Source organism: Amycolatopsis sp. NPDC043889, assembly GCF_056435645.1.
This window is the reverse complement of record NZ_JBWKEC010000013.1, coordinates 89,156-105,064: the sequence shown is the minus strand read 5'-3', so window position 1 is coordinate 105,064 and position 15,909 is coordinate 89,156. Positions and strand designations below refer to the sequence as shown.

Sequence of the window (15,909 nt, the reverse complement as noted above, 5' to 3'; positions counted from 1 at the left end):
CTCCTCTCGGTGTAGTCGTGAAGTTCAGTGATCAGACGGCGGCGGTCTCGGCGGAGCCGGTGTACTTGACGTACCCGTTCTCCTCCAGCTCGTCCGCGAGTTCACGGCCGCCGGACTCGACGATCTTGCCGCCGGCGAAGACGTGCACGAAGTCGGGCGTGATGTGCCGCAGGATCCGCGTGTAGTGCGTGATCAGCATGACGCCGGCGTCGTTGTTGGCCTTGAACTCGTTGACGCCCTCGGACACGACGCGCAGCGCGTCGACGTCGAGGCCGGAGTCGGTCTCGTCGAGGATGGCGATCTTCGGCTTGAGCAGCGCCAGCTGCAGGATCTCGTGGCGCTTCTTCTCGCCGCCGGAGAAGCCCTCGTTCACCGAACGCTCGGCGAACTCGGACGAGATCTCCAGCTTGCCCATCTCCTCCTTGACCTCCTTGACCCAGTGGCGCAGCTTGGGGGCCTCGCCACGGACCGCGGTGGCCGCGGTGCGGAGGAAGTTGGACATGGACACGCCCGGAACCTCGACCGGGTACTGCATGGCGAGGAACAGGCCCGCGCGGGCGCGCTCGTCGACGCTCATCTCCAGCACGTCCTCACCGTCGAGCAGGACCTGCCCGGAGGTGACTTCGTACTTGGGGTGACCGGCGATGGCGTAGGACAGCGTGGACTTGCCCGAACCGTTGGGGCCCATGATCGCGTGGGTCTCGCCCGACTTGATGGTCAGGTTGACGCCCTTGAGGATCTCCTTGGGGCCCTCCTCGGTCGTGACCGAGGCGTGCAGATCCTTGATTTCCAGCGTAGGCATTTCTTTCCTAAAGTCTGATGTGGACGGACGAGGGCTTAGACGCCCACGGCTTCGAGCTCGGCTTCGATCGCGGCCTCGAGACGCTCGCGCACCTCGGGAACGCCGATCTTGACCAGGATCTCGTGGAAGAACCCGCGTACGACCAGGCGACGCGCGGCGTCTTCGCCGATTCCGCGCGACTGGAGGTAGAACAACTGCTCGTCGTCGAACCTTCCCGTCGCGCTCGCGTGGCCCGCGCCTTCGATCTCGCCGGTCTCGATCTCCAGGTTCGGGATCGAGTCCGCCCGCGCGCCCGGCGTCAGCACCAGGTTGCGGTTGAGCTCGTAGGTGTCGGTGGCCTCGGCGGCCGCCCGGATCAGCACGTCGCCGACCCACACGGTGTGCGCGTCGTCGCCCTGCAGCGCGCCCTTGTACATCACCCGCGACTTGCAGTTCGGCACCGCGTGGTCGACGAAGAGCCGGTGCTCCTGGTGCTGGCCCGAGTCGGCGAAGTACAGGCCGAGCATCTCGACGTCGCCGCCCTTGTCGGCGAACGTCGCCGTCGGCGAGACGCGGACGAGGTCACCGCCCAGGGTGATGACGATGTGCTTGAGCGTGGCGTCGCGGCCGAGCTTGAGGTGCTGCTCGGAGACGTGCACCGCGTCGTCGGCCCAGTCCTGGACGCTGACCACGGTCACGTTCGCCGAATCGCCGATGACGAACTCGACGTTGTCGGCGTAGGTGCCGGAACCGACGTGGTCGAGGACGATGACCGCTTCGGAGAACTGCTCGGCGCGGACCTGCACGTGCCCGTAGGCGACCTTGCCCTCGCCGGGGCCGGTGATCTTCACCGTCGACGGCTTCGACGTCTTCGTCTCCTTGGGCACCGTGATGACGGTGGCCTCGGTGAACGAGGAGTACGCCTGCGCGGCGATCCGGTCGCTCGGGACACCCGCGGCGCCGAGGCGCTCGTCGTCCCGGCCGACCGTCTCGATCTTCAGTTCGGGCGCGGCGTCGGCGTCCACTGCGGCCGAACCCGAAGCGGCGGCGGACCCGTCGTGCAGGCCACGCAGCCGCTTCATCGGAGTGAAACGCCAGTTCTCCTCACGACCGCCAGGGACCTCGAAGGCCTCGACGTCGTAGGAGGTGAAGCGCTCCGCGCGGGACGTGGCCGGCACAACTGTGCCTCCAGAGCCGGCGGGCTCGCCAACGCCCTCGCGCATCGCTTCGGAAACGTTGTTCTCGGTAACCGACATGACTAGCCGACGGACCCTTCCATCTGAAGCTCGATCAGGCGGTTCAGCTCGAGCGCGTACTCCATCGGCAGCTCACGCGCGATGGGCTCGACGAACCCGCGCACGATCATCGCCATGGCCTCGGCCTCGTCGAGACCGCGCGACATGAGGTAGAACATCTGGTCTTCGCTGACCTTCGAGACGGTCGCCTCGTGGCCCATGGAGACCTCGTCGTTGCGGATGTCGACGTACGGGTACGTGTCCGACCGCGAGATCGTGTCGACCAGCAGCGCGTCACAGACCACGCTGGACCGCGAGTGGTGCGCCCGCTTCGCGACCTTGATCAGGCCGCGGTACGAGGTGCGGCCACCGCCGCGCGCCACCGACTTCGACACGATGGTCGAGGAGGTGTGCGGCGCCAGGTGCTCCATCTTCGCGCCGGCGTCCTGGTGCTGGCCCTCGCCCGCGAACGCGACCGAGAGGACCTCGCCCTTGGCGTGCTCGCCCATGAGGAACACGGACGGGTACTTCATCGTGACCTTGGAACCGATGTTGCCGTCGATCCACTCCATGGTCGCGCCCTCTTCGCACTTGGCGCGCTTGGTGACCAGGTTGTAGACGTTGTTCGACCAGTTCTGGATGGTCGTGTAACGGCAGCGGGCGCCCTTCTTCACGATGATCTCCACGACCGCCGAGTGCAGCGAGTCGGACTGGTAGATCGGCGCGGTGCAACCCTCGACGTAGTGCACGTAGGCGTCTTCGTCGACGATGATCAGGGTCCGCTCGAACTGACCCATGTTCTCGGTGTTGATGCGGAAGTACGCCTGCAGCGGGATGTCCACCTTGACGCCCTTGGGGACGTAGATGAACGAGCCGCCGGACCACACCGCGGTGTTCAGCGCGGAGAACTTGTTGTCCCCTGCCGGGATCACGGAGCCGAAGTACTCCTTGAAGATCTCCGGGTGCTCCTTGAGCGCGGTGTCGGTGTCCAGGAACAGGACGCCCTGCGCCTCCAGGTCCTCGCGGATCTGGTGGTAGACGACCTCGGACTCGTACTGCGCCGCGACACCGGCGACGAGGCGCTGCTTCTCCGCCTCGGGGATGCCCAGCTTGTCGTACGTGTTCTTGATGTCCTCGGGCAGGTCTTCCCAGGAAGTGGCCTGCTTCTCCGTGGACCGCACGAAGTACTTGATGTTGTCGAAGTCGATCCCGGAGAGGTCCGCACCCCAGTTGGGCATCGGCTTCAAGTCGAAGAGCTTGAGCGCCTTGAGTCGCGCTTCGCGCATCCACTCCGGCTCGGACTTCTTCGAGGAGATGTCGGTGACGACGTCCTCATTCAGTCCGCGACGGGCCGTTGAGCCCGCCTCGTCGGAGTCCGCCCAGCCGAACGCGTACTTGCCAAGGGACTCGATGGTCTCTTCCTGGCTCATGGGCGCGGTGGTGGGAGTGCGCTGCTCGGCAGCGGCAGTCATGCGGGTTTCCCTCCATTCGGGATCCGTGCTGTGCGCCCTGGGGAGGGCGCCGTGCTTCCCGGCCCGGGTGTGGCCGGGTGACCCGCCGAGACGACGGGTACGTGTGTGGTGCACGCGTTGTCACCGCGTGCGATGGTCGCGAGCCGCTGGACGTGAGTACCCAGAAGTTCCGCGAAAGCCTCTGTCTCGGCTTCGCACAACTGAGGGAACTCGGCGGCGACGTGGGCGACCGGGCAATGGTGCTGGCAGAGCTGTTCGCCGACACCGACCTGACGGGTCGACGCAGCGTAACCCTCCCTGGTCAGCGCCGCAGCGAGGGCCTCGGCGCGCGAGGCGGGGTCCGTGTGCTTGGTGATCGCGTCCTGATGCGGGCCGACCAGCGAAGCGACCCGAGCCTCCGCGAAGGCCTTCACGGCGTCTTCGCCGGCGTGCTCGGCGAGGAAGCGGATGGCCGAGGACGCGAGGTCGTCGTAGGCGTGCCCGAACCGGGCGCGGCCGGCTTCGGTGAGCAGGAAGTTCTTGGCCGGACGGCCTCGTCCGCGGGGGCCGCGGCGGGGCGCGTCCCGGGTTTCGGCCTCGCCGTCGGCGAGCAGCGCGTCGAGATGACGGCGGACGGCGGCGGCGCTGATCCCCAGCTGCTCGGCCACCACGACGGCGGTCATCGGCCCCTGTTCCAGCAGCAGGCGGGCCACTTCGTGCCTGGTCCGGCCCTCGGGGCCGACCTGCGCGGGGACAGGCTGGACCTCGGCGCGGGGCATGTCGCCACCGGCCTCGTCCTGCGTCCCCGTCTTTTTCACAACACAAGTGTGACGTATTTCCGGGGAGACGGCAAAGAGGGGTGCCTCACGGAGTGGCGTGGGTCACGTCGGCCCGGCTGAGCACAGGGGTAACCACGTACCCGCCCGGTCTGTTCCCGGCATCGCTACCCTTCGTGCGTGGCAGTGGGCGATCACCCGGCACAGCGGGACATGGACGGGGCAGAGCCGGAAGACCGGGCCGTGGAGTCGGCGGGGTCGGTGGCGACGCTCGTCCCCGGGCGCCCGCACGATCCGGAACCCCTGGACGACAAGGAACTGCGCGGGCTGAACGTGGTCCGCCGGTTCGGCGCGGTCGGTTCCCTGTTCCTCGCCCTCGGCTCGCTCGGCGCGGGCGCCGCCCCGGTGATCAACCCGGTCCAGGAGATCCCGGTCCTGCGGCTGTTCACCCGGATCCCCATGGTCTCGCTCGCGATGGGCCTGGCGGGCATGGCGATCATCGTGCTCAGCTGGCTGCTGCTCGGCCGGTTCGCGCAGCCCGCGCGCCGCCGCCTCGCCACCCAGGGCCAGCTCGCCCGCACCATCGCGCTCTGGTGCGCGCCGCTGCTGTTCATCCCGCCGCTGTTCTCCCGCGACGTCTACAGCTATCTGGCGCAGAGCGAGATCGTCGCCCGCGGGATGGACCCGTACTCCCTCGGCCCGGCCGAAGCGCTCGGCGTCTCCGATCCGCTGACCTCGGGCGTCTCCAACATGTGGCGCGAGACCCCGGCACCGTACGGCCCGCTGCTGCTCCGCCTCGGCGGCTGGCTCGCCCCGCTGAGCAGTGGCAACATCGTCACCGGGGTCCTGCTGCAGCGCGGGCTCGCGCTGATCGGCGTCATCCTGATCATCTGGGCGCTGCCCCGGCTGGCCCGGCGGTTCGGCGTGCAGCCCGCCACCGCGCTGTGGCTCGGCGCGGCGAACCCGCTGCTGATCTTCCACTTCGTCGCGGGCGCCCACAACGACGCGCTCGCGATCGGGCTCATGGTGGCCGGGCTGGAGGTCGGTCTCCAGCGGATGCCGGTGCGGTTCAAGAACGACGAGCCGCCCCCGCCGGCCAAGGGCGAACTCCTCTACATCGGGCTCGGGGTGGTGCTCATCACCCTCGGCGTCGCGGTGAAGATCAACGCGATCCTGGCGCTGCCGTTCTTCACGGTGATGGTGGCCAGACGATGGCACGGCCGGATCAAGGACCTGGTCACCGCGGCGGTGCCGATGGCGTTGCTGTTCGGCGTGACCCTGGTGGCGGTCTGTTACGGCACGGGCCTCGGTTTCGGCTGGGTCGGCGCGCTCGGCACGCCGGGACTGGTCCGCTCCTGGATTTCGCCGACGTCGGAACTCGCCGCGCTCGGCGGTGTCCTCGGCATCGCGCTCGGTCTCGGCAACCACACCAACGCGATGGTGCCGATCCTCGGCTCGCTCGGCTATCTCGTCGCGGGCGCGGTGACGGTCAAGTTCCTCTGGGACAGCTTCAAATGGCGCTACCGGCCGATCATCGGCCTCGGTGTCTCCCTCGGCGCGGTGATGGTGCTGCACGTCGCGCTGCAGCCCTGGTACCTGCTGTGGGCGATCATCCCGCTCGCCGCGGCGGCGGGGACCTCGCGGTTCCGCATCGCCGCGACGATCGTCACCGCCGTTCTGCCGTTCCTGCTGCCGACGACGGGAAGCACCTTCGAGGGCCGCGGTTTCGTCCTGCCGTTCGCGTGGGCCGCCGCCGGGGTCGTCACGCTACTGGGGCTGTTCATCGTCCACCGCCTCTCACCACTGCTGCTGTCCAGACCGTCCCCGGAGCATTCGGTCCCGGCGTGAGGCCGTATCGTGACCTGTCGTGAACGCCCCCGCCGTCGAGATCACCGGGCTGGTGAAACGCTACGGATCCACCACCGCCGTCGATGGACTCGATCTGCGGATGGACCGTGGCGCACTGCTCGCTCTGCTCGGCCCGAACGGAGCCGGCAAGACCACCACCGTCGAGATCTGCGAAGGCTTCCTGCGGCCTGACGACGGCGAAGTCCGTGTGCTGGGCCTGGACCCGGCGCGCGACGGCGCCGCGCTGCGGCCCCGGATCGGCGTGATGCCCCAGGGCGGCGGCGCGTATCCCGGCGTCCGCGCCGACGAGATGCTCGGGCTGGTCGCCGCGTGCGCGGCGAACCCGCTCGAACCCGCCTGGCTGCTGGACGTCCTCGGGCTCGCGGGAGCGAGGAAGACTCCGTTCAAACGGCTTTCCGGCGGGCAGCAGCAGCGGCTCTCGCTCGCCTGCGCGCTCGTCGGACGGCCGGAACTGCTCTTCCTCGACGAACCGACGGCGGGCATGGACCCGCAGGCCCGCCGCCTGGTCTGGGACCTGCTCGAAGCGCTGCGCGCCGACGGGGTCAGCGTCCTGCTCACCACGCATTTGATGGAGGAGGCCGAAACGCTGGCCGACACCGTGGTGATCGTGGACCACGGCAAGGTCGTCGTCGAAGGTTCCCCGCAGTCGCTGACCGTCGAAGCCGGTGAGAGCGCACAGCTGCGGTTCAAGGCCAGGACGCGGCTCGACACCGCACTGCTGACCGCGGCGCTGCCCGAGGGGCACCTCGTCCACGAGTCGGCGCCGGGCACGTATCTCGTCGAAGGCGCGATCGACCCGCAGGTGGTGTCGACGGTGACGGCGTGGTGCGCGCAGCAGGGTGTCATGCCCGAGGAGCTGCAGGTCGGCAGGCGCACGCTGGAAGAGGTCTTCCTGGAGCTGACCGGACGGGAACTGCGCGCATGACCACGACGCCCACTCCCCGGTTCGCCCCGGGCACGTTCACCCCGGCTCCCGGCCGCGGTTCGCTCGGCAAGATGCTGCGCACGCACGCGAAGGTCGAAGCGAGCCTGACGCTGCGCCACGGCGAGCAGATCCTGCTGACCCTGCTGATCCCGCTCGCGCTGCTGATCGGCCTGTCACTGCTGGACATCCTGCCGTCGTCGCAACTCGGCGATTCGTCCAAAGCAGACTGGATCACGCCGAGGATCCTGGCGCTGGCGGTGATGTCTTCGGCGTTCACCGGACAGGCCATCGCGCTGGGGTTCGACCGCCGCTACGGCGTCCTCAAACGCCTTTCCGCCACCGCACTGCCCCGCTGGCTGCTCGTCGCCGGCCGGGTGGCCGCCGCGCTGGTGGTGGTCGCGCTGCAGGCGGTGATCCTCGGTGCCGTCGCCGCGCTGCTGGGCTGGTCGCCGTCGCTCGGCGGGATCCTCGGCGCGATCCCGTTCCTGATCGTCGGCACGCTCGCGTTCGGCGCGCTGGGCCTGCTGCTCGGCGGGGCGCTGCGCGCGGAGGCCGTGCTGGCGCTGGCGAACATCGTCTGGTTCGTGCTGCTGCTCGCGGGCGGCATCCTGCTGGCGCCGTCGACCATGCCGTCCGGCGTCGCGTGGATCGTCGAACTGCTTCCCTCGGGCGCGCTCGCCGAAGGCCTGCGGTCGGTCCTGCTGGACGGTTCGTTCGGCTGGGGCCCGTTCGCGGTGCTCGTCGGCTGGGGCGTCGTCGCGGGCGCGCTGGCGAGCAAGACCACTCGCTTGACCTGAGGCGGCCGACACACCGGGTGCGGCCGGTGGAACGCTCTCAGGAAGGGCGTTCTAGCATCGGACGGTGCCGTTCCAGAGCCTTGTAGCGCGTCTGCCGTATCCCTCGTTCGCGGTCCAGCGAGCGGTCGCGATAGCGGCGGTGATCGCGCAGGCCGGAATCGGCGTCACCGGCTCGGTCGTCCGCGTCACGGGTTCGGGCCTCGGCTGCCCGACGTGGCCGCAGTGCGTCGAAGGCAGCATCGTGCCGGTCGCGCACCCCGAGTTCGACACGCTCACCCAGTGGATCGAGTTCAGCAACCGGATGCTGACCGGGGTGGTCATCCTGGTCGCCGCGCTGTGCGTGATCACCGCGTGGCGCGTGCAGATCGAACACCCGAGCCGCCGCCGTCTGGTGAAGCTGGCCTGGACGATGCCCGCCGGCGTGATCCTGCAGGCCGTCGTCGGCGGGATCACCGTGCTCGCGAAACTCGAATGGTGGACCGTCGCGCTCCACTTCCTGGCCTCCACTCCTCTGGTCTGGCTCGCGGTCCTGCTGCTGCGCGCGTTCAAGGAGGGTGACGAGCCCGCCCGCTGGCTGATCCCGGACGCGGGACGCAAGACGCTGATCGCGCTCGCCGTGTCCATGTGGGCCGTCCTCGTGGCGGGAACCACCGTGACCGGGGCGGGCCCGCACGGCGGCGACCCCGGCACCCACCGGCTCCAAGCCCCCATCGAGACGCTCACCCAGGTCCACGGTGGTCTGCTGGTGGTCTACCTGATCGTGCTGGCCGTCTTCGGGCTCCAGCTGATGCGTGGCGTGACGCCGAAGCAGTTGTGGAAGCGGTACACCATCGTGTGGGTCGTCGCGGTCCTCCAGGGCGTCGTGGGCTCGGTGCAGTACGCCCTCGGTGTCCCGGAGGCGCTGGTCTCGTTCCACGTCCTCGGCTCCGCGCTCGTGATCATCTCGACGGCGGCGCTGTGGTGCGGCTCGCGCGACCGTGGTCCCGTGTCCTCGGCCACGGCTCCGGAACGCGAACTCGCCACCTCGAACTGAACCGGACGTAACCCCCAGGCGGCGTGCTCGCCAGACGGTGCCCTTACGCTGCGCTCGGTGCCCCACACGGGGGTCACCACCCAGTCGAGGCACGAGGTGTCGCATGACCGCCAGCACCGAGCCGGACGCACCGGCCAGTCCGTCCAAACCCCTGATCTCCCACCGCCGAGGCTCCGGGGAGATGCTGATACTCAAGACCTTCCTGCTGGTCCCGTTCGTCGCGCTGCTCGCCGCCGTGCCGATCGTGTGGGGCTGGGGCATGACCTGGGTCGACCTGGCGCTGGCGGCCGTGTTCTACACCGTCGGGACGCTCGGGGTGACCGTCGGATACCACCGCTACTTCACCCACGGCGCCTTCAAGGCCGGGCGGCCGCTGCGCGTGGCGCTCGCCATCGCCGGCAGTTTCGCCGTGCAGGGTTCGGTCATCTTCTGGGTGGCCAGCCACCGTCGCCACCACGCCTTCGCCGACCGCGAAGGCGACCCGCACTCCCCCTGGCTGTTCGGGACGTCGCCCTCGGCGCTGCTACGCGGCTTCTGGCACGCGCACATGGGCTGGATGTTCAGCCGCGAGGTGACCAACTACGACCGTTTCGCGCCGGACCTGGTGGCCGACAAGGATCTTCGCGTGGTGAACCGCTACTTCTGGCTGTGGATCACGCTGAGCCTCGCGCTGCCCGCGGTGCTCGGCGGGCTGATCAGCTGGTCGTGGTGGGGTGTGGTGACCGGGTTCTTCTGGGCCGGGCTGGTCCGGATCGCGTTCCTGCACCACGTCACCTGGTCGGTGAACTCGATCTGTCACCTGGTCGGCGAGCGCCCGTTCGCCAGCCGTGACAAGGCGGCGAACTTCTGGCCGCTGGCGATCCTGTCCATGGGCGAGTCGTGGCACAACTCCCACCACGCCGACCCCACCTGCGCGCGGCACGGTGTCCTGCGCGGACAGGTCGACGTGTCGGCACGGGTGATCTGGCTGTTCGAGAAGTTCGGCTGGGCACGGGACGTGCGGTGGCCGAAGCCGGAGCGCTTGGCCGCGAAACTCGCCAAACCCGCCTGACCCCCGTCGCACTTAGTCCTCTGAATGCGGTAGTTGCACACGCAAGGATCGCATTCAGAGGACTAAATGCGGGGCGTCAGGCGAGTTGCTGCCGTACGGCGGAGGCGAAGCGCCAGGCCGCGGCGGCATCGGTCTGCCGGAACCCGAGCGAAGGTTCGACGAGCTCCAGTTCCAGCAGCAGCGGCCTGCCGTCCGGACCGGCGACGAGGTCGACGCGGGCGTAGAGCAGTTCCGCGCGCAGGATGCCGAGTAGCGCCGCCGTCGCGTCCAAAGCGTCTTCGGCCAGTGCCCGGAATCCCGCGGCGGGCTGCACGGGTGCGAGCTTTTCCGTGACGTACAGCCCGGATTCGTCGAGTTCCCGGCCCAGCATCGCGGCCTTCGAGAACGCATGCGAGTACACACCGCCGAAGTACACCAGCGCGATCTCCCCCGCACTGTCCACACTGGACTGATACGGCTGGAGCAGCACGGTGTTCCCGTCGGCCTGCAACCCGGAGAGATGCGCGGCGGCCGCGTCGCCCGCCGTGAACCGGCCCGCTCCCCGCGAGCCGGCGCCGATGGCGGGCTTCAGCACGAACTCGCCCTTGGGCCAGCGTGGGGCCTTCTCGTCCGGCGCGATCAGGGTCGTCGGCACGATCGCGACCCCGGCGTCGCCGAGTTCGGCCAGATAGGACTTGTCGGTGTTCCACCGCGCGACCTCGGCCGAATTGGACAGCGTCGGCACGGTCTCGGTCCAGGACAGGAACTCGTCGCGGCGCTCGGCGTAGTCCCAGGTGGCGCGCAGCACGACGATGTCCGCGGCGGCGAAGTCGACGGTCGTGTCATCCCAGGCGGCCCATCGGGTCTTGAAGCCCAGGTCGGCCAGCGCCTCGGGTACGGCGTGCTCGTCGCCGTCACCTTCCGGCAGCGCGGAGCAGGCGGCGAAGATCGCGGAGCCGCTCACTTCCCCGCCATCCGGCGGCGGTGCTCGGCGCCGATCTTGGTGGCCTTCACGGTCTCGCTGTCCCACTCGGCGGGCTCGAGGTCTTCGACGGCCTCGACCAGCGCCTCGCCCGCCGCCACGGAGGCGACGACGACATCGCCGAGCGCGCCGTCGGCACCCACGAGCACGACCCGCGCGCCGATCCGGCCGATGTTCTCCACCACCGCGCGCGACGGCTTCCCGTGCCGCTTCACGAAGTCGCGAGCGGCCGCGACCTGGCGCGACGTGGGGGCGGCGGTCTCGGTCTTCTCTTCGGTCTCAGCCACGCGCCGAGCTTAACCGCGAAAGGCCCGGGACGCGGAATAACCGTGGCGTCGGCCATAGTTGTCCCGGTCGGAACGACCTTGAACGAGGAGGATGTATGCCCGCGGCAGTGCAGATCCGGCGAACCGGTGGTCCCGAAGTCCTTGAACTGTCCGAAGTCGAGGTAGGCGAACCCGGATCCGGCGAACTGCTCGTGGACGTCGCGGCGGCGGGCGTCAACTACATCGACACCTACCACCGCGAGGGCATCTATCCGGTCGACACCCCGTTCATCCTGGGCATGGAGGGTGCCGGGACGGTGGCCGCGGTCGGCGCGGACGTGACCGGTTTCGCCGTCGGCGACCGGGTCGCCTGGCAGGGTTCGCTGGGCAGCTACGCCCGGCGCCGTCTGGTTCCCGCCACGATCGCGGTGAAGATCCCGGACGGCGTGTCCGAGGAGACCGCCGCCGCCACGATGCTCCAGGGGATCACCGCGCACGCGCTGATCGCCTCGACCTACGAGGTCAAGGCCGGTGACGACGTGCTGATCCACGCCGCGGCGGGTGGAATGGGCCTGCTGCTGGTCCAGCTGGCCAAGGCGCGCGGCGCCCGGGTGATCGGCACCGTCTCCACCGACGAGAAGGCCGAACTCGCCAAGCAGGCGGGCGCGGACGACGTCATCCGCTACGACCAGGTCGACTTCGCCAAGGCCACCCGCGACCTCACCGGCGGCAAGGGCGTCGAGGTCGTCTACGACGGCGTCGGCAAGTCCACTGTGGACGGCAGCCTCGCGAGCCTGAAGATCCGCGGTCTGCTCGCCCTCTACGGCGCGGCCAGCGGCCCGGTCCCGCCGATCGACCCGCAGCTGCTCAACCGCAGCGGCTCGGTGTACCTCACCCGCCCGACCTCCGCGCACTACGTGCTCACCCGCGAGGAACTGGAGTGGCGCGTGAACGAACTGTTCGCCGCCGTCCAGGACGGCTCACTGAACATCCGGATCGGCGGCCGCTACCCGCTGGCCGACGCCCGTCAGGCGCACGAAGACCTCCAGGGCCGCCGCACCACCGGCAAGCTCCTGCTGATCCCGTGACGACGCTCTGGCCGGAGGAAGTCCGGCTCACCGGCGAAGGGCTCGTCCTGCGGGAGTGGGTCGAAGACGACATCGCGTTCATGCCGAGGCTGTTCGACAATCCCGCTGTCGCGCGGTTCACGCCATTGCCTTCCCCGTTCGACGAGGTGGCGGCGAAGGCGCACTACGCGAAGGCCGTCGCCCGTCGCGCCGAGGGCAACGGGCTGCGCCTGGCCATCACGGCCGACGGCGGCGATCCGCTCGGCGAGGTGGTGCTGTTCCTGAAGGAGGATGCGGCCGAACTCGGGTACGCCGTCGGTCCCGCGCACCGCGGGCGGGACCTGGCGGCGCGGTCACTGCGGGTCCTCACCGCCCACGCGCTGGACCTCGGGCGCGGACCGCTCCAGCTGAAGATCGACGCCGAGAACGCCGCCAGCGAAGCCGTCGCTCGCCGCGTCGGCTACGCCCTGACCGACGCGGCGCCCGAGCCCAAGGTCGAGAAGGGACTGGAGATCACTCTGCTCACCTGGGAGTACGCCGGCTGAGCGGGACGCCGTGAAGGCCTCCTTCCCTACTCTGAAGGTAGGGAAGGAGGCCTTCACGGACTTCAGCCCATCGCGCGGGCCCAGAGCGCTCGGAGCCGGAACTCGTCCTGTTCCGCGTGCTCGACGGTCAGCTCGACCTCGTCGCCCACGTCGAGCTTCCGGAATTCTCCGGGCCCGAAACCCTTCAGCATCGAATAGTGGACCCAGATCGGGTCGGCGAAGTCGGCCGACTCGACCACTCCCCAGCCATCGTCCACCAGCCAGGAACGAACCCGGCCTCGGTGGACGCGGCCGTCGGAAGGTCCCATCAGCCCTTGTCGGTCGGGACGCTCACCGCGTCGGTCACGAACACCAGGGTCTCGTTCGGCGCGATGCCGTTCCCGCCCTGGCCGTAGCCGAGGTCAGGCGGGATGATCAGCAGCCGCCGCGCGCCCTGCTTGATCCCTTCGAGACCCTTGTCCCAGCCCTGGATGACCATGCCGGCGCCGAGCGTCAGCTCGAACGGTTCGCCGCGGTCGAACGAGCTGTCCAGCTTCTGCTTGTTGGACCAGGTGACCAGCGAATAGTTCATCTTCAGGTTCGCGCCCGCCTTGGCGCCCTCGCCGGTACCGGGCTCGAGGTCCTTGGTGATGAGCTTCTTCGGCGGGTCGCAGTCGTCCGGGATGGTGATGGTCGGCGCTTCGCCGAACTTCCCGGTGGTCTTCACGTCCTCGGCCGTGCATTCCTTGCCCTTCGGGGCGGCCGGAGCCGACGAAGACGCCGACGCGGGGGCCGCGCCGGAGGTCTGGGCCGAACCTGCGGTGTTCTGTTTCTCGCCACAGGCCGCCAGGGCGAGGACGCCCGCGCCGATGACCACGATCTTGCCGAATGTGCGCATGCGGCCGACCTTAGCCAAGACCCTCCAGCGCGGGAACAAGGTCACCGGTCTGCACTACGCCCATCCGACGGGTCGCCCTGGTCAGAGCCACATAAAGATCGTTGAGCCCGCGCGGCGACTCGGCGACGACCTCGTCCGGGGACACCAGCAGCACCGAATCGAACTCCAGGCCCTTCGCCCGCTCGACCGGCATCACCGACACCCGATCCCCCGCCTCGCCGAGTGTCTCCGAGAGCGAAGCGACCAGGGGCGACGGACACAGCACGGCGACCGTCCCACCGTCCACAGCGGACAGTTCGGCGTCGACGAGGCCGGGCAGTTCCGCGGTGAGATCCGCCGGGTCCACGGAACGCAGCCACGGCTCGAAACCCGTCTCCCGCACCGAAACCGGCGCTTCGAGTTCCGGGTTGACCTCAGCGAGCACCCGGGACGCGACGGCCATGATCTCCGCCGGGGTCCGGTAGTTGACGGTCAGTTCTTCGAGCCGCCAGCGATCGGCGACGTACGGCGAAAGCGCCTCGCCCCACGTCCGCGCCCCACCGGCCGCCCCGGTCTGGGCGACGTCGCCGACCAGCGTCATCGACCGGTTCGGCGACCGGCGCATCAGCAGCCGCCAGTCCATCGCGGTCAGTTCCTGCGCCTCGTCGACGATCACGTGCCCGAAGGTCCACGTCCGGTCCTGGGCGGCCCGCTGCGCCGCGGTCATCTCGCTGCGGCGCTGCTGACGTTCGGCGAACAGCTCCGCGTCGAGGACGTCGCCCACCCGCAGCAGCTCCTCGTCGACGATCTCCTCGTCCTGTTCGAGGATGTCGAGCACGCCCTCCGCGTAGGCGCGGTCTTCCCGCTCGCGGCGAGCGGCCTCGGCACGGGCTTCGGTGTCGTCCTCGCCGAGCAACTCGGCGAGTTCGTCGAGCAGCGGGACGTCCGACGGGCTCCACTTCGCGTCGGTCGGGCTGTAGAGGTGCTCACGATCGGTGTCCGACAAGGCCTTTCCGGCCGCGCTGCGCAACCGTTCGCGGTCGGCGAACAGCTCGTCGAGCACGATCTCGGGGGTGAGTTTCGGCCACAGCCCGTCGATCGCGGCGGCCACGTTCCTGTCCGCGGCGACCTCGGCCCGGATGTCCTGGACGTCCCGCGCGTCGAGCAGGTCCTCCCCCAGTTTGCGGGCGGCCTGCCGGGTCAGCGCGTCGAGGAGGTCCGAGACGAAGATCCGCCGGGCGAGGTTGTGCGGACGGCGCGACCGGCGGGCCCGTGTCCGCGCCTCGGTGCAGGTCTTGCGGTCGAGCATGAGGATCTCGCGCTCGAACTCGATCTCCAGGACCGGTTCCGGCACCCGCTGCCGGTCTCGGACCGCGTTGGCGAGCACGTCGGCCATCACCGGACGGCCCTTGATCTCGGCGGCCTCGCGGGTGACGGGGCCGTCGGCGTCCAGCCCCGGGTACAGCTGTCCGATCGTGGCCAGCAGCACCCCGGTCTCCCCCAGCGACGGCAGGACCTGCCCGATGTAGCGGAGGAACGTGCTGTTCGGCCCGACCACCAGCACGCCACGGGTGGTCAGCTGCTGGCGATGCGTGTAGAGCAGGTACGCCGCGCGGTGCAGCGCGACGGCGGTCTTGCCGGTTCCCGGGCCGCCCTGGACCACGAGCACTCCGTTCGGCGACGCGCGGATGATGCGGTCCTGTTCGGCCTGGATGGTGGCGACGATGTCGCTCATCTCGCCGGTGCGACGACGTTCGAGCGCGGCCAGCAGCGCCGCCTCGCCCGCTAGGCCGAGGTCTTGGCCCTGGTCGGCGGCGGAGAGGTCGAGGATCTCGTCGTCGACGCCGACGACCTTCCGGCTCAGCGACCGGATGTGGCGGCGGCGCCGCACACCTTCGGGTGAAGCGGCGGTGGCGAGGTAGAAGGGCCGCGCGACCGGCGCGCGCCAGTCGACGAGCAGCGGACGGTAGTCGTCGTCCTCGTCGAACAGCCCGAGCCGCCCGATATAGGTGGTCTCCTCGTCGTGCTCCGGAAGGAAGTCGAGGCGGCCGAAGCACAGGCCCTGCTCGACGGAGCTCAGCTGGGCCAGCCTGTCGGTGTACAGCGTCGTGGCGACGTCGCGTTCGGTGCGCGCCTGCGGGGTGCCGCCGGTCTGGCGCAGCGTCTCGTCGAGCCTGCGCTGCGCGTCGACGCGTTCGGCGTCGAGCTTGCGGTAGAGGGTGGTGACGTACTGCTGCTCGAGCGCGACGTCCTGCTCGAGCGCGTCGGGTTCCCGGTCCGGGGACACGGACAAAAG

Annotated in this window: 16 protein-coding genes; 7 read left to right on the top strand and 9 right to left on the bottom strand. The window is 69.6% G+C overall.

Translation table 11 applies throughout. From position 1 onward, the window contains the following. Positions 1 to 31 precede the first annotated feature (31 nt). From sufC to AC0685_RS23815, 4 genes are read right to left on the bottom strand one after another with little or no spacing between them, the layout of a single operon-like run. Positions 32 to 802 carry a Fe-S cluster assembly ATPase SufC gene (gene sufC / locus AC0685_RS23830; protein WP_007029703.1) on the bottom strand — a complete coding sequence of 257 codons (771 nt, stop codon included), beginning with the start codon at positions 800 to 802 and terminating at the stop codon, positions 32 to 34. Between the two features lie 35 nt (positions 803 to 837). Further along, entirely contained in the window at positions 838 to 2,037 is a 1,200-nt protein-coding gene (gene sufD / locus AC0685_RS23825; RefSeq protein WP_478227547.1) for a Fe-S cluster assembly protein SufD, read from the bottom strand. A 2-nt stretch (positions 2,038 to 2,039) separates the two neighbouring features. Further along, the gene (gene sufB / locus AC0685_RS23820; protein WP_478227615.1) at positions 2,040 to 3,446 is read right to left on the bottom strand and encodes a Fe-S cluster assembly protein SufB; all 1,407 of its coding nucleotides are present in this window, start codon (positions 3,444 to 3,446) and stop codon (positions 2,040 to 2,042) included. A 38-nt stretch (positions 3,447 to 3,484) separates the two neighbouring features. After that, positions 3,485 to 4,285 (bottom strand): helix-turn-helix transcriptional regulator, encoded by an 801-nt coding sequence (locus AC0685_RS23815; RefSeq protein WP_478227546.1) that lies wholly within the window; start codon positions 4,283 to 4,285, stop codon positions 3,485 to 3,487. Between the two features lie 171 nt (positions 4,286 to 4,456). On the opposite strand from AC0685_RS23815, the gene mptB reads away from it, so the two are divergent. The 5 genes from mptB to AC0685_RS23790 all read left to right on the top strand — a co-directional run bounded on the left by mptB (position 4,457) and on the right by AC0685_RS23790 (position 9,918). Then, complete coding sequence (mptB, locus tag AC0685_RS23810) at positions 4,457 to 6,091, top strand: polyprenol phosphomannose-dependent alpha 1,6 mannosyltransferase MptB (RefSeq protein ID WP_478227614.1); 1,635 nt, start codon at positions 4,457 to 4,459, stop codon at positions 6,089 to 6,091. A 19-nt stretch (positions 6,092 to 6,110) separates the two neighbouring features. Then, entirely contained in the window at positions 6,111 to 7,037 is a 927-nt protein-coding gene (locus AC0685_RS23805) for an ABC transporter ATP-binding protein (RefSeq protein WP_478227545.1), read from the top strand. Further along, the gene (locus tag AC0685_RS23800) at positions 7,034 to 7,834 is read left to right on the top strand and encodes an ABC transporter permease (protein ID WP_478227544.1); all 801 of its coding nucleotides are present in this window, start codon (positions 7,034 to 7,036) and stop codon (positions 7,832 to 7,834) included. Before AC0685_RS23805 ends, AC0685_RS23800 begins: the two co-directional genes overlap by 4 nt. Positions 7,835 to 7,898: 64 nt before the next feature. Further along, positions 7,899 to 8,867 (top strand): COX15/CtaA family protein, encoded by a 969-nt coding sequence (locus AC0685_RS23795; RefSeq protein WP_478227543.1) that lies wholly within the window; start codon positions 7,899 to 7,901, stop codon positions 8,865 to 8,867. A gap of 103 nt (positions 8,868 to 8,970) precedes the next feature. Further along, positions 8,971 to 9,918: an acyl-CoA desaturase gene (locus tag AC0685_RS23790; protein ID WP_340683096.1), complete on the top strand. Its 948-nt coding sequence runs from the start codon at positions 8,971 to 8,973 to the stop codon at positions 9,916 to 9,918. 76 nt (positions 9,919 to 9,994) lie between these two features. On the opposite strand, the gene AC0685_RS23785 is transcribed toward AC0685_RS23790, so the two are convergent. Beyond that, positions 9,995 to 10,861, bottom strand: coding sequence for an ATP-grasp domain-containing protein (locus AC0685_RS23785; protein ID WP_340683097.1), 867 nt, complete (start codon positions 10,859 to 10,861; stop codon positions 9,995 to 9,997). After that, positions 10,858 to 11,166, bottom strand: a complete 309-nt coding sequence (locus tag AC0685_RS23780; protein ID WP_478227542.1) for a hypothetical protein — start codon at positions 11,164 to 11,166, stop codon at positions 10,858 to 10,860. Before AC0685_RS23780 ends, AC0685_RS23785 begins: the two co-directional genes overlap by 4 nt. A 95-nt stretch (positions 11,167 to 11,261) precedes the next feature. Between AC0685_RS23780 and AC0685_RS23775 the strand changes: the two genes are divergently transcribed. Together AC0685_RS23775 and AC0685_RS23770 are read left to right on the top strand one after the other, a co-directional pair. Beyond that, on the top strand, positions 11,262 to 12,233 hold the full coding sequence (locus AC0685_RS23775) for a quinone oxidoreductase family protein (RefSeq protein ID WP_478227541.1): 972 nt from the start codon (positions 11,262 to 11,264) through the stop codon (positions 12,231 to 12,233). After that, positions 12,230 to 12,757, top strand: a complete 528-nt coding sequence (locus AC0685_RS23770; protein ID WP_478227540.1) for a GNAT family N-acetyltransferase — start codon at positions 12,230 to 12,232, stop codon at positions 12,755 to 12,757. The genes AC0685_RS23775 and AC0685_RS23770 overlap by 4 nt, the downstream gene beginning before the upstream one ends. A 62-nt stretch (positions 12,758 to 12,819) precedes the next feature. Here AC0685_RS23770 and AC0685_RS23765 read toward each other — a convergent pair whose 3' ends face one another. Genes AC0685_RS23765 through AC0685_RS23755 form a run of 3 tightly spaced genes read right to left on the bottom strand, consistent with a single transcriptional unit; the run spans position 12,820 to position 15,906 of the window. Next, on the bottom strand, positions 12,820 to 13,065 hold the full coding sequence (locus AC0685_RS23765) for a cold-shock protein (RefSeq protein WP_478227539.1): 246 nt from the start codon (positions 13,063 to 13,065) through the stop codon (positions 12,820 to 12,822). Further along, a complete protein-coding gene (locus AC0685_RS23760) occupies positions 13,065 to 13,634 on the bottom strand; it encodes an FKBP-type peptidyl-prolyl cis-trans isomerase (RefSeq protein ID WP_219153041.1) in 570 nt (189 codons plus the stop codon). The genes AC0685_RS23765 and AC0685_RS23760 overlap by 1 nt, the downstream gene beginning before the upstream one ends. A 10-nt stretch (positions 13,635 to 13,644) precedes the next feature. After that, complete coding sequence (locus AC0685_RS23755; RefSeq protein ID WP_478227538.1) at positions 13,645 to 15,906, bottom strand: HelD family protein; 2,262 nt, start codon at positions 15,904 to 15,906, stop codon at positions 13,645 to 13,647. Positions 15,907 to 15,909 lie beyond the last annotated feature (3 nt).